The 12,822-nt window shown below is 76.5% G+C and carries 10 protein-coding genes; 2 read left to right on the forward strand and 8 right to left on the reverse strand.

Features of this window, described 5'->3' with window-relative positions; all coding sequences use genetic code 11:
• Positions 1–1,521 precede the first annotated feature (1,521 nt).
• From O7633_RS07800 to aspS, 6 genes are all read right to left on the reverse strand, one after another.
• The gene (locus tag O7633_RS07800) at positions 1,522–3,018 is read right to left on the reverse strand and encodes a replication-associated recombination protein A (RefSeq protein WP_348776319.1); all 1,497 of its coding nucleotides are present in this window, start codon (positions 3,016–3,018) and stop codon (positions 1,522–1,524) included.
• Positions 3,019–3,093: 75 nt separating this feature from the next.
• Entirely contained in the window at positions 3,094–3,306 is a 213-nt protein-coding gene (locus O7633_RS07805) for a hypothetical protein (RefSeq protein ID WP_074478696.1), read from the reverse strand.
• 175 nt (positions 3,307–3,481) lie between these two features.
• The gene (locus O7633_RS07810; RefSeq protein ID WP_282327049.1) at positions 3,482–4,783 is read right to left on the reverse strand and encodes an MFS transporter; all 1,302 of its coding nucleotides are present in this window, start codon (positions 4,781–4,783) and stop codon (positions 3,482–3,484) included.
• Positions 4,780–5,379: a winged helix-turn-helix domain-containing protein gene (locus tag O7633_RS07815; RefSeq protein WP_282327051.1), complete on the reverse strand. Its 600-nt coding sequence runs from the start codon at positions 5,377–5,379 to the stop codon at positions 4,780–4,782. The genes O7633_RS07810 and O7633_RS07815 overlap by 4 nt, the downstream gene beginning before the upstream one ends.
• A gap of 84 nt (positions 5,380–5,463) precedes the next feature.
• The gene (locus O7633_RS07820) at positions 5,464–6,279 is read right to left on the reverse strand and encodes a sugar nucleotide-binding protein (protein WP_282327052.1); all 816 of its coding nucleotides are present in this window, start codon (positions 6,277–6,279) and stop codon (positions 5,464–5,466) included.
• A 103-nt stretch (positions 6,280–6,382) separates the two neighbouring features.
• Complete coding sequence (aspS, locus tag O7633_RS07825) at positions 6,383–8,206, reverse strand: aspartate--tRNA ligase (RefSeq protein ID WP_282327053.1); 1,824 nt, start codon at positions 8,204–8,206, stop codon at positions 6,383–6,385.
• Between the two features lie 313 nt (positions 8,207–8,519).
• Here aspS and O7633_RS07830 point away from each other — a divergent pair, with 313 nt between their 5' ends.
• The gene (locus O7633_RS07830; protein WP_282327054.1) at positions 8,520–8,642 is read left to right on the forward strand and encodes a hypothetical protein; all 123 of its coding nucleotides are present in this window, start codon (positions 8,520–8,522) and stop codon (positions 8,640–8,642) included.
• Positions 8,643–8,784: 142 nt separating this feature from the next.
• On the opposite strand, the gene O7633_RS07835 is transcribed toward O7633_RS07830, so the two are convergent.
• Positions 8,785–10,383 (reverse strand): MFS transporter, encoded by a 1,599-nt coding sequence (locus O7633_RS07835; protein ID WP_282327055.1) that lies wholly within the window; start codon positions 10,381–10,383, stop codon positions 8,785–8,787.
• Between the two features lie 214 nt (positions 10,384–10,597).
• Positions 10,598–11,647 carry a S1 family peptidase gene (locus O7633_RS07840; protein ID WP_282327057.1) on the reverse strand — a complete coding sequence of 350 codons (1,050 nt, stop codon included), beginning with the start codon at positions 11,645–11,647 and terminating at the stop codon, positions 10,598–10,600.
• Between the two features lie 256 nt (positions 11,648–11,903).
• Here O7633_RS07840 and O7633_RS07845 point away from each other — a divergent pair, with 256 nt between their 5' ends.
• On the forward strand, positions 11,904–12,731 hold the full coding sequence (locus O7633_RS07845) for a GDSL-type esterase/lipase family protein (protein ID WP_278127670.1): 828 nt from the start codon (positions 11,904–11,906) through the stop codon (positions 12,729–12,731).
• The last annotated feature ends 91 nt before the right edge of the window (positions 12,732–12,822 follow it).

Below are 12,822 nucleotides of genomic sequence, written 5' to 3' on the forward strand. Positions count from 1 at the left end.
TCGGCATCGCGGCGTCCGGGTTGACGCCACGACCGGCCTGGCGCAGCCACTCCGCCGGACGCTGCGGCCGGTCGCCCCGCCCCTGCGGGGGACCGCCCCGCTCGGCGGCGCCGGGGAACCCGGCGTCGACGGGACCGGCGGGGCGGCGCGACGTCGCCTCGCCCGGTTCCTCCTCGGACCGGGCCCGGCGGCGGCCACCGGTTTCCCGGCCCGTGGCCGCCGGCTCCTGGGCGACGGCCGGATCCGACCCGGCGGGGCCGCCGGGCGCCCCCGGCATCCCGGCGGGGCCGCTGGGCACCCCCGGCACCTCGGGGGCGTTGCCGCTGAGCGGGACGACCGGCTGCTCCTCGGCAGCCCGCCGACGACCGCCCTGGCCGGGCGCGGGCGCGATCGGCCCGGCGACGCCACGACCGGCCGGCTCGTCCGCACCGGGTACGCCGGGACGCTCGCCCGTCGGCTCGCGCCGGGGCCCGTCGCCGGGCGGCGCCGACGCCGGGTAGGGCGGGCCGGCGGGAACGGACGCGGCGCGGCGCGGCCCGGACTGAGGTGCGGCGGCCCGGCCGGCGGGAGGTGGGGAGACGACGGCCCGGCCGGCGGGGGGCGGCGGTGCGGTGGCCCGGCCGGCGGGGGGCGACCCGGCCGGGACGACCGGCCAGCCGCCGCTGGGGGGTTGGCCGCCGCGCCCGGGCGGGGCCACCGGCGGTCCTGGCGGGCCGGGGCGTTGCCCGGGCCCGCCGGGACCCGAGGTCGCCGGCCCGCCGGACCGGCCGCCCGGCGGGCCCGCCGGGGCCGCCGCCCGGGGCAGTTCGCCGGACGGATCGCCGTCGTCGCGCGAGCGCCGGGGCGCGGCGTCCGTCGGGTACGGGGGCCGGGCGGGCTGCCCCGCCGGATACGGCGGCCCGGACGGTTGGCCGCCCGGATAGGGCGGCCCGGCGGGCTGGCCCTGCGGGCGGGGCGGGGCCGCCGGCTGGGCCGGCCCCGGCAGCGGCCCGGCCTGCGGCGTCGACGGCTGGGCCGGCGGCTGCGGGCGGCCCTGCGGTGGGCGGGCCGCCGGTGGCACGGCCCGGGGCGGCTCCGCCGCGCCCTGCGGTGGGCGGTGGGGCTGGTGGGGCGGCTGCGGGGGGCCCTGCGGCAGGTGGTTCGCCGGCTCCGGCGGGGCCTGCCCCGGGCGGGGCGGCTCGGCGGGCCCGGGGCGACGTCCCGGCTGCGGCGAGCCGGGCCACGGGCCGTCGACCGGTCGCGGACGCGCCGGACCCGGTTCGCCGCCGCCCGCCGGCCCCTGCCGCGCCGGCGGGTCGGGCTGGCCGGGTGGCGGGGCCTGTCCCGGCTCGCCGCCGTCCGGCCCCAACTCGCCGCGCTGCCGCTTGGCGGAGCGCAGGTCGTCGATCCAGCCGAACTCCTCGCCGGCCACCGGCTCCTCGGGCTCGCTGTCGGGTCGGCCCCGGCCCCACCGGCGCCCCTTGGGGCGCGGCTCGCGCCGCTCCTCGGGGCCGTCCTCCGGTCGCTCCGAACCACGGGATCTCACTGCTGACCCTCCCCGACGGCGCCCGTGCCGTCCTCGTCCGCCGCGCTGGCGTGCCCGTTGCCCGACGGGTGGCGGCCGTTCCCCGGCGGGGCCTGCTCCGCCGGACGCGCCGGGGCTGGCAGCCCCCGGACGATCCGGCGCAGCAGGGGCAGCCGGGCGGCCACCGCCCGCTCCGCACCGTGCCCGCTGGGACGGTAGTAGTCGGCCCCGACAAGATCGTCGGGAGCGTACTGCTGGGTGACCACTCCACGGGGGTCGTCGTGCGGGTAGCGGTAGCCCGTGCCGTGGCCGAGCCCCCGCGCGCCGGAGTAGTGGGCGTCGCGCAGGCCGCGCGGCACCGGCCCGCCCCGGCCGGCTCGGACGTCGGCCGTGGCGGCCCCGATCGCGGCGGTCGCCGAGTTGGACTTCGGCGCGGTGGCCAGGTGGATCACGGCCTGGGCGAGGTTGAGCTGCGCCTCCGGCAGGCCGACGAACTCCACGGCCTGCGCGGCGGCGGTGGCCACGCCCAGCGCGCCCGGGTCGGCCATCCCGACGTCCTCGCTGGCGAAGATGACCAGCCGGCGCGCGATGAACCGGGCGTCCTCGCCGGCCACCAGCATCCGGGCCAGCCAGTGCAGCGCCGCGTCGACGTCGGAGCCCCGCATGCTCTTGATGAAGGCGCTGGTCACGTCGTAGTGCGCGTCGCCGGCCCGGTCGTAGCGCACCGCCGCGACGTCCACCGCCTGCTCGGCGGTGGACAGGTCGATCCGGTCGACGCCCAGCGCCGCCGCCGAGGCCGCCGCGGCCTCCAGCGCGGTCAGGGCCTTGCGCACGTCGCCGCCGGCGAGGCGGACGAGGTGGTCCTCGGCGTCGGCCTGGAGGGTGAACGCGCCGGCGAGGCCGCGCGCGTCGCTGACCGCGCGGCGCAGCAGGTCACGCACGGCCGCGTCGTCCAGGGGCTGGAGGGTGAGCAGCACGCACCGCGACAACAACGGCGAGATGACCGAGAAGTACGGGTTCTCCGTGGTCGCCGCGAGCAGGGTGACCGTCCGGTCCTCCACCGCGGCGAGCAGCGAATCCTGCTGGGTCTTGCTGAACCGGTGCACCTCGTCGATGAACAGGACCGTCGGCGGTCCGCCGGAGCGGCGCTGCCGGCGGGCGGTGTCGATCACCGCGCGGACGTCCTTGACCCCGGCGGTGAGCGCCGACATGGCCACGAAGCGGCGATCGGTGGCGGTCGCCACGAGGTGCGCGATCGTGGTCTTCCCGCAGCCGGGCGGCCCCCAGAGGATCACCGACATCGGGGTGGCGCCGCCGACGAGCTGGCGCAGCGGCGCGCCGGGCGCGAGCAGGTGCCCCTGCCCCACCAGCTCGTCGATGCTGGCCGGGCGCATCCGGACGGGGAGCGGCGAGTCGGCGGCCACGGGGGTGAAGCCGTCGACGCCGACGGAACCCGTGGGGGCGCCGTGCGCCCCGGCGGGTGCGCCGAGGGAGAAGAGAGCGTCGGACTCCATCACGAAGACAGTACCGGGCCGGGTCCGCCGCGCCGGAACTGCGCCGCGGGCCCGGCCCGGTTAGATCATTTACGGTCAGCCACGGCCGGGGCGGCGGCCCCGGTACCAGCGGCCGCCGCCACCGCCGCGCGGGCCGCTGCCCACACCGGCCAGGTAGAGGGAGAGCAGCAGCAGGCCCAGCATCAGCAGGGTGTGCACGTTGAACAGGTCCGGCGCGCCGAAGTTGGTGTCGAGCAGGTCGATCAACAGGGCGAAGCCGAAGACGACGGCCGCGAGAATGGCGAGCATGACGGTCCTCCGGTGGGGGTTCCCAGTAGGTCGCCGGGGGATGTACCCAAACGGTCCGATCGCCAATCTCCACGGTGGACCGGCCCGGCCCGGACGACGGTGGGTCACCGCCCGCTCGCCTGCGGTGCAAGGAAGGGCACCTTGTTAACGCCTACGGTAGAGAAGGGTCCCCTTCTCACTGCCGAACCGGGGCGGCGGGAGCGGCGGGAGCGGCCGGAGCGGGGGCGGCGGGGACCTCGGCGGGGGCGCGGGCGGCGCGCCAGGCGGGCAGGTACAACGGGGCGGCGGCGGCGAGCACCACCGCGCCGACCAGCATCGCGGTGCTGACGCTGGCGCGCTCGGCCAGGGCGGTCAGCACGACCGCGCCGAGCGCACCGGCCGGCTGGGCCATCATCGAGTTGAGCGAGAGCACGCTGGTGCGGTACGGGCCGTCGACCTGGCGGTGCAGCAGGCCCAGGTGCAGCGGGTTGGACGCGCCGTGCACCGTGTAGCAGGCCAGGTACGCCACGAGCACCCCGACCGGGCCGGCGAACAGCCCCATCGCCACCACGGTCGCGCCCTGCCCGACGCGCAGCAGCGCGGCCCCGGGCGCGGCCCCGGGCCAGCGCAGCAGCAACGGGGTGAGCGCGGCCCCGGCGGCCGAGGCGAGCCACGCGGCGGAGCTGGCGGGGCCGAGCAGCGCGGCGGCCCGCTCGGGGTCGCCGACGACCTCGGCGAGCCGGACCGGCAGCAGCGACTCGAAGGTGACCATGCCGAAGCCCCAGAACAGCTCGACCGCCACGAGGGCGAGCAGCACGCGGGAGCGGCGCAGCAGGCCAAACGCCTGCCGGACCATCCGGGGCGCCTCGGCCACCGACGCGCGCAGCGCACCGGCCCCCCGCCCCGGCCGGACCTCGACCAGCAGCGCCAGCAGGGCTGCCAGCGCCACCGCCTGCGCCGCCACGGCGGCCAGCACCGGCACGGTCAGCGCGCTCACCGGGCCGAGCGGGCCGAGCGTGATCAGGCCGCCGCTGAGCAGCGCGCCGCCGGCGATGGCCACGCCCGCGACGGTGCCGCCGAGGCCGAGGCCGCGCTCGTATTCGGCGGCGGGGTCGGCGGCGAGGGTGGCGTCGACGTACCAGGACTCCAGGGGGCCGCTGTCCAGCGCCCGGTAGATGCCCTGCAGGGCGAAGACCAGGACGAACAGGGCGAGGGAGTCGGCCACCGCGAACAGCGCCAGCGACGCCAGGTTGAGCGCCGTGGCGGCGACCAGCACGGGCCTGCGGCCCAGGGCGTCGGCCATGCCACCGGTCGGCAGCTCCAGCGCCAGCACCACGAGGCCCTGGGCGGTGAACGCGATGCCGATCTGCGACAGCGAGAGGCCGCGCTCCTGCATCAGCAGGATCATGACCGGGATCAGCAGGCCGGTGGGCAGCCAGCGCAGCCCGTGCAGGACCAGGTAGCGCGACCGCACCTGGCGGACGGACAGGGCGCTCACCGGGTCGGCTCGATCATCGGGTACGCGGCCAGGAAGACCTGCACCGGCCGGGCGTCGGCCTCGTCGGGGCGCGACTGGTCGCGGTAGCGCATGAGGACCTCCCACAGCTCCGCCTCCAGCGCCTGGAGCCGCTCGGGCCCGAGGTGCAGCAGGGCGTCGCTCATGCCGGCGGCGTCGCGCCAGGCGGGTGGGAAGTCCTGTTGGACGGCGAACCACCGGTCGGAGTGCTCGACGACCAGGCGCACCTGCTCGGCCTGGATCCACTCGGCGGCGGCCCGGGCGTCCGGGTCGTCGTCGAAGTCGGACGGCTCCCAGCTGCTGATGTCGTGCGCCGCCCGCCACCAGCGCTGCCGCCCGCCGGCGAGGTCGTGGGCCTCGACGACGAGCCCCGCCTCGGCGAGCTGACGCAGGTGGTAGCTGGTGGCGCCGGTGTTGGTGCCGAGCTGCTCGGCGAGCCCGGTGGCGGTGGCGGGACCGTCGACCCGCAGCGCGCCGAGCAGCCGCAGCCGCAGCGGGTGCGCCAGCACCCGCACCTGTCTCGGGTCCAGCCGGACCTGGCGGGGGGCCTGCCGGCCCGTGCTCTCGTCGTTGCCCATGGCAGCACAATAACTGTGCACACCTCCTATGCACAATCTCTTTGCATAGGAGGTGTGCAGGGCCGCCCGGCGGGGCCGGCACGGTCAGGGGGCGAGCAGCTCGGCGACCCCGCGCAGGCGGGTCCGCAGCAGGCCGGCGGCGCGGGAGCTGTCGAGGCGTACCTCGACGGGGCGGACCAGGCCCGACGCGGCGCTCGGGGCGGTCCGCAGGCCGCCCGGGTCGAGCCCGAACCGCCGGGCGACCAGCAGCCCCAGCTCGGCGCGGCTGACCGCGTCCGGCCCCGCTACGTTGAGCAGGCCGGCATGGTCGGACGCGGCCAGCTCCAGCACGGCGGCGGCCAGGTCGCCCACGTCGACCGGGCAGCGGACCTCGTCGGTGAACAGGACCCCCCGGCCGGCGAGGGCGTCCAGGCAGAGCCGCACCTGCCTGCTCCGCTCGTCGCCCAGGATCAACGAGGTACGCACCAGCGCCGCGCCCGGGTCGACCGCCCGCACGGCGGTCTCCGCCGCCGCCTTCGCCGCCCCGTACGCGAACACCGGCGTCGGGACGTCGTCGTCCGCGTAGGGCTCGGGCCGGCCGGCGTGCAGCGCGTCGCTGGACAGGTGCACCAGCCGCGCCCCGGCCTCGGCGGCGGCGTACGCCACGTTCGCCGCGCCGTCGGCGGTGACCGCCCAGTCGGCGTACCGGTAGGGGGTGCTCACCACGGCGGCCGGCCGCACCGCCGCGACCAGCGCGCGCACGGCGGCCCGGTCGGTCACGTCGAGCCGGCGCGCCTCGACGCCGGCCGGCGCGCCGGGGTGGGCGTGGTACGTGCCGACCACCCGCCGCCCCGCCGCGACCGCCCGGCGGCACACCTCGCCCCCGAGGTGCCCGCTGGCACCCACCACGAGCAGCGTCACGCGTCGCCCCCTCCACGGCGGCGGGCGGCCCCACCGTGGGGCCGCCCGCCGGGATCGCTGGTCGCCCCGGCCGCCTCAGCTCAGGCCGGGGTCGCAGGTCGACTCAGACCGGGTCGGCCACCGGGGCGGCCGGGCCGGCGGTGCCGGCGTGCGCGCCCGTCGGGGCCTTCGGCTTGGCGTCGACGCCCGCCTCGCCGCGCTGCTGCGCGGTGATCGGCGTCGGCGCGCCCGTCAGCGGGTCGAAGCCGCCCCGGGTCTTCGGGAACGCGATCACCTCGCGGATCGAGTCCGCGCCCGCCAGCAGCATGCAGACCCGGTCCCAGCCGAACGCGATGCCGCCGTGCGGCGGGGCGCCGTACTTGAACGCCTCCAACAGGAAGCCGAACTTGTCCTGCGCCTCGGCGGGGGTGATGCCGAGCAGGTCGAACACCCGCTGCTGCACGTCGCCCCGGTGGATACGGATCGACCCGCCGCCGATCTCGTTGCCGTTGCAGACGATGTCGTACGCGTACGCCAGCGCCCGGTCCGGGGCCTCCTCGAACCGGTCCACCCACTCGGCGTTCGGCGAGGTGAACGGGTGGTGCACGGCCGTCCAGCCGCCCGCCCCGCCGCTGTCCTGGTCGGAGGTGCGCTCGAACATCGGGGCGTCGACCACCCAGCAGAACGCCCACGCCGACTCGTCGACCAGCTTCGCCCGCCTGGCGATCTCGATGCGGGCCGCGCCGAGCAGCTCCTGCGCCTCCCGGGCGTCGGCGCCGGCCGCGAAGAACACCGCGTCGCCCGGCTTCGCGCCGACCGCGTCGGCCAGCCCCGCCAGGTGCTCCTCGGAGAGGTTCTTCGCCACCGGGCCCCGCGGCGCGCCGGTCTCGGCGTCGAGCACCACGTACGCCAGGCCCTTCGCGCCGCGCGCCTTCGCCCAGTCCTGCCAGCCGTCCAGCTCCTTGCGGGTCTGGCCCGCGCCGCCCGGCATGACGACCGCGCCGACGTAGCCGCCCGCGTCGATCGCCCCGGCGAACACCCGGAACGCCGTGCCGCGCAGGTAGTCCGTCAGCTCGGTCAGCTCGACGCCGTAGCGCAGGTCCGGCTTGTCGGAGCCGTACCGGGCCATCGCGTCGTGCCAGGTGATGCGCGGGATGGGCCGGGGGATCTCGTAGCCGGCCAGGTCGGACCAGAGCGCGGACACGATCGCCTCGCCGAGGTCGATCACGTCGTCCTCGGTGACGAAGGACATCTCGATGTCGAGCTGGGTGAACTCCGGCTGCCGGTCGGCCCGGAAGTCCTCGTCGCGGTAGCAGCGGGCGATCTGGTAGTAGCGCTCCATGCCGCCGACCATCAGCAGCTGCTTGAACAGCTGCGGGGACTGCGGCAGCGCGTACCAGCTGCCCGGCTGGAGCCGGACCGGGACCAGGAAGTCGCGCGCGCCCTCCGGGGTGGACCGGGTCAGCGTCGGCGTCTCGATCTCCAGGAAGTCGCGCTCGTGCAGCACGCCCCGGGCGAGCTGGTTGGCCCGCGACCGCAGCCGCATCGCCTTCGCCGGGCCGCCCCGGCGCAGGTCCAGGTAGCGGTACTTGAGCCGGATGTCGTCGCCGGCCTCGACCTGGTCGTCGACGGGCAGCGGCAGCGGCGCGGCCTCCGAGAGCACCTCCAGCGCGCTCGCGGTCACCTCGATCTCGCCGGTCGGCAGCTCCGGGTTCTCGTTGCCCTCGGGACGGCGGGTCACCTCGCCGGTCACCTTCACGCAGAACTCGTTGCGCAGCGCGTGGGCGTCCTCCTCGCGGAAGACCACCTGCACGACGCCCGAGGCGTCGCGCAGATCGACGAAGATGACACCGCCGTGGTCGCGCCGGCGGGCGACCCACCCGGCGAGCGTCACCGTGGTGCCGGCGTCCGTCGCGCGCAGGCTGCCGGCGTCATGGGTACGGATCACGGCTTGCGTCTCCTCATCGTCTGCGTTCGGTCTGCCCTCGCATTCTGTCAGGGTGCCCCGCCCCCCGCCGTCACCGGGCGCGGTTGGGGGTAAGGAAGGGCCCCTTGTTAACGCTTTCTGTTGCACAGGGGGCCCCTGCTAACCGGTACCGCGCCGCGTACGGTGTGCCGGGCCACGGCCCGGCCACCCCGGCGGCGACGCGCTGCGGCCGGCCCTCGGCGACGCGGGCCGCCGGGCCCGGTCCACCCCCGACGGGTACGCCGGCGGCGGGCGGGCCGCCTGGGCGGCGCTGGCGGCGGGGCTGCTGACGCCGGTGGCCTGGTTCGTGATCGAGCTGGCCACCGGGGGTGACCGGATCGGCCTGGCCGAGCGGGTGGCCGCCGGGGCGGAGGCGCTCTGCCCGTTGCTGGTCGCCGGGTGGCTGAGCCGGCGCTGACCCCGGCACCGCGGGGCGCACCGCCCACGACACCGCCGGGCGCACCGCGGCCCGAGGCGGCCCGACACGGCCCGTGGTGTTAACAGGGGGCCCCTGTACAACAGAAAGCGTTAACAAGGGGCCCCTCCTTGCACCAGCGCCGCTACGGCTCGTCGGCGGGGAGGAGGTGGCTGACGTGGACCTCGCCCTCGGTCAGCGCCCTCGCCCGCTCCTCCGCCGTCCGGTCGGCGCCGGTCAGCCGCCCGCCGTGCTGGCGCAGGTGTTCCTCCCAGGACGGCACCTGGTAGACCTCGACGAAGCCGTGCGCCCGCTCCCCCGCCCGGAACAGTCCCCAGCGCATCGCCCCGGTGCGCCGCCGCGACCGGCCCACCGCCCGCATCGCCTCGACGAAGGCGTCCTGCCGCTCGGGCGGCACGGTGTAGGTGACGGTCACCAGCACCGGCCCGGTGCGCGGGTGCGCGTCCAGGGTCAGGTGCGGCTCGGGCCAGTAGACGGCCGGGTCCCGGTTGACCCCCCGGGTCTCGCGCAGCGGCCACAGCGGCACGGTGAGCGCGGCGACGGCCATGGCCGCCCCGGCCACGGCGAGCGCGGCGACCAGGCCGGCGAGCTCGCCGAGCGCGCCCCAGGCGAGGGCGCCGAGCGCCTGCCCGCCCGCGAAGACCATCTGGTAGACCGAGAGCCCCCGGGCGCGTACCCAGCCGGGGAGGAAGAGCTGCATCGCGGCGTTCACGGTGGACAGCACCGTCATCCAGGCCAGCCCGGCGGGCACCAGGGCCACCGTCACCAGGGCCGGCACGGGCACGAGGGCGAGCACCAGCAGCACCCCGGCGTAGACGAGCCCGGCGACGAGCAGGAGCTGGCTGGCGGTGAGCGCCCGGCGTACCCGGGGCAGCACGAGCGCGCCGGCGACCGCGCCGACGCCGAGCGCGGCCAGCAGCACGCCGTACCCGCCGGGGCCCAGGCCGAGGCGGTGGCTGGCCACCAGCGGCAGCAGCGCCCACAGCGCGCTGCCGGGGACCACGAACAGCGCGGCCCTCAGCAGGATGCGGCGGACGACCGGTGAGTGGCGCACGTACCGGCCGCCGGCGCGCAGGGCGGCGGCGAACCGTTCCGGCATGGCCGCGCCGTCGGGGCGGTCCGGCCGCCAGCGCAGCAGCGCGCCGGCGAAGATCGCGAAGGACGCGGTGTTCACCGCGAAGACCACGGCCACCCCGGCCTGGGCGACCAGCACGCCGGCCACCGCCGGGCCGACCGAGCGGGCCAGGTTGACGCTGATGGAGCCGAGCGCCGAGGCGCTGACGAGCTGCTCCCGGGGCACCAGCTCCGGGATCACCGCCTGCCAGGCGGGCAGGGTGAGCGCCTGGCCCACGCCGAGGGCGAAGGTGAGGGTGAGCAGCAGGGCGGGCGGCATCCGGTCGGCGGCGGTGAGCGCGGTCAGCAGCACCCCGACGGCGGCGAGGAAGCACTGCACGCCGATGAGCAGCCGGCGTCGGTCGAGGGTGTCGGCGAGCGCGCCGGCCGGCAGGGCCAGCAGCAGCACCGGCAGCATGCTCGCGGTCTGCACGAGGGCGACCAGCGTCGGCGCGTTGGGTTGGTCGACCAGCAGCCACTGGGCGCCGACGGTCTGCATCCAGGTGCCGACGTTGCTGGCCAGCACGGCCAGCCAGAGGCTGCGGAACGCGGCGAGGCGCAGCGGGGCCCAGGCCGACGCGGGCGGGGCGGGGGTCGGTGTGGCGCTCACCGGCCGCAAGGTACCCCGGTTCGGCCCGCCCAGTCGATCCTCTCGCGGATCCCGCCCGACCGGCGGATCCCGCCCGACCGGCGGATCCCGCCCACCGGGCCGCCGTTCCCCACCGGCCGTCGGTCGCGGCCTGCTCCGGCTGCGCCGGGTTCGGGTACGCCGGAAGCGGGCCGCCGGAGGCCGGCGACCCGCTTCGGGGGGAGGGCGAGGTGGATCAGATGATGCTGACGCCGTAGACGCTCAGCGGCTCGGTGACGGGCTGGAAGTAGGTGGTGCCGCCGCGGGTGCAGTTGCCGTTGCCGCCGGAGGTGAGGCCGATGGCGCTGCTGCCGCTGAACAGCGAGCCGCCGCTGTCGCCGGGCTCGGCGCAGACGTTGGTGCGGATCAGGCCGGAGACGGAGCCCTCGGCGTAGTTCACCGTAGCGTTGAGCGCCCCGACCGTGCCGCTGTGCACGCCGGTGGTGCTGCCGGAGCGCTGCACGCTCTGGCCGACGTACGCGTTGGCCGCGCCGGTGACGTCCCGGTAGCTGCCGTTGTAGAGGGAGACGTTGCCGGTCGCGTTGGCGGAGTTGCTGTGCCGGACGATGCCGTAGTCGTTGCCCGGGAAGCTGGTGCCGGCGCGGGTGCCCAGGGTGCTGGTCTGCGCCGAGTTCGAGTACCAGGTCGAGGCGATGTTGGTGCAGTGGCCGGCGGTCAGGAAGTAGGTGACGCCGGAGCTGCTGCGCACGTTGAAGCCCAGCGAGCAGCGGCCGCCGCCGGCGGCGTAGATCGCCTGGCCGCCGGAGATGCGGGTGCTCAGCACGCCGGCCTCGGCCTCGATGCGCACGGCGCCGCCGGTCCGGGCGGCGGCGGCCTTGACGCGCTCCAGCTTGGCCCCGGTGACGGTGCTGTCGACGGAGACGACGACCTGGTTGGTGGCCGGGTCGGTCCACCACGCGGTGCCGGGGATCTTCGCGGAGCGCTCCAGCTCGGCGGTGGCCCGGTCGAGCTCCGCGGCGCCCCGCTTGACGAGCTTCGCGATGGCGCCGGAGGCGCGGACCTGACGGGCGGCGGCCGCGTCGGTCACGGTGACGACCATCCTGCCGCTGGCGTCGGCGTAGGTGCCGGCGGAGCGGTCACCGAGCCGCTCGGCCAGGGTGGCGGCGGCGTCGGGCGAGGCGACGGGGGCGGCCTGGGCGGGTGCGCCGATCAACGCGGTGGCGACCAGGGTGCCGGCTGCGGCGACGGAAGCGGCGCGGAGGAGCGATGACCTCGTGGGTCGCATGTAACAACCTCCCGGAAGGGGGTGACGGGTCGCGCCGGGGGTGACGGACCCGAGGACCATCCGGCCGGAGCTGGGGTGAACCGGCCGAGTGAACTGAAGTATTCACATACTTAGATTCACTCGCAAGACCCAGCTTCGCCCTGTTTCGCCCGAGCTACCCGCGACACATGTTCGCAACATTGTGGCCCCTCAGGTGGATCAATATGATCGATGCACCCCGATTTCCCCCGTCGGCACCCGTGATCCGGAGGCCACCATGACCCCCATCCGACGCGCCCTGGCCGCCCTCGCCGCCACCGCCCTCGTCCCCCTCGGCGCCACGGCCGCCCACGCCGACGCCGGCCCGCCGCCCGGCTCCATGGCCAGCCTCGGCGACTCCATCACCCGCGGCTTCAACGCCTGCGGCTGGTACGTCGACTGCGCCTCCCGCTCGTTCAGCACCGGCGACAACTCCTCGGTGAACAGCCACTACCTGCGCATCCGCGCGGTCAACCCGGCCATCGCCGGCAACAACCACAACGACGCCAGGACCGGCGCGAAGTCCGCCGACATGTCCGGCCAGGCCGGCACGGCGGTCAGCCAGGGCGTCGGGTACGTGACGATGCTGATCGGCGCCAACGACGCCTGCACCGGCTCGGAGTCGAGCATGACGCCGGTGAGCACCTACCGCGCCAACATCGACGCCGCGCTCGGCCGGATCAAGGCGGGCCTGCCGAACGCCCGGGTGGCGATCGTCAGCATCCCGGACCTCCACCGGCTCTGGTCCGTCGGCAAGGACAGCGGCAGCGCCCGTACGGCGTGGGCGCTGTTCGGCATCTGCCAGTCCATGCTGGCCAACCCGACCTCCACCGCCCAGGCCGACGTCGACCGCCGGGCCCGGGTGCGCCAGCGGGTCGTCGACTACAACACCCAGCTCGCCCAGGCGTGCGCCGCGTACGGCCCGAACTGCGACTTCGACGACAACGCCGTGTTCGGCTACCCGTTCACCCTGAGCCAGCTCTCCACCTGGGACTACTTCCACCCGAACGCCGCCGGCCAGCAGGCGCTCGCCACGGTGACATACACCGCCGGCTTCCACTGGTAACCACCCCCACCCCCCCTGCCCCCTCCCCCACACCCCTCCCCGGCGATCTTGCACTTTCGGCCCCGAGGATGGGCGTCATGTGCCTTTTGCC

The sequence above is a fragment of the Micromonospora sp. WMMD712 genome (genome assembly GCF_029581295.1).
In the GTDB taxonomy this organism is placed as follows: domain Bacteria; phylum Actinomycetota; class Actinomycetes; order Mycobacteriales; family Micromonosporaceae; genus Micromonospora; species Micromonospora carbonacea.

Coding starts and splice junctions, on each gene's coding strand:
- O7633_RS07815 (WP_282327051.1), bottom strand. CDS start 5,379: ATGGGCAACGACGAGAGCACGGGCCGGCAGGCCCCCCGCCAGGTCCGG.
- O7633_RS07845 (WP_278127670.1), top strand. CDS start 11,904: ATGACCCCCATCCGACGCGCCCTGGCCGCCCTCGCCGCCACCGCCCTC.
- O7633_RS07840 (WP_282327057.1), bottom strand. CDS start 11,647: ATGCGACCCACGAGGTCATCGCTCCTCCGCGCCGCTTCCGTCGCCGCA.
- O7633_RS07800 (WP_348776319.1), bottom strand. CDS start 3,018: ATGGAGTCCGACGCTCTCTTCTCCCTCGGCGCACCCGCCGGGGCGCAC.
- O7633_RS07805 (WP_074478696.1), bottom strand. CDS start 3,306: ATGCTCGCCATTCTCGCGGCCGTCGTCTTCGGCTTCGCCCTGTTGATC.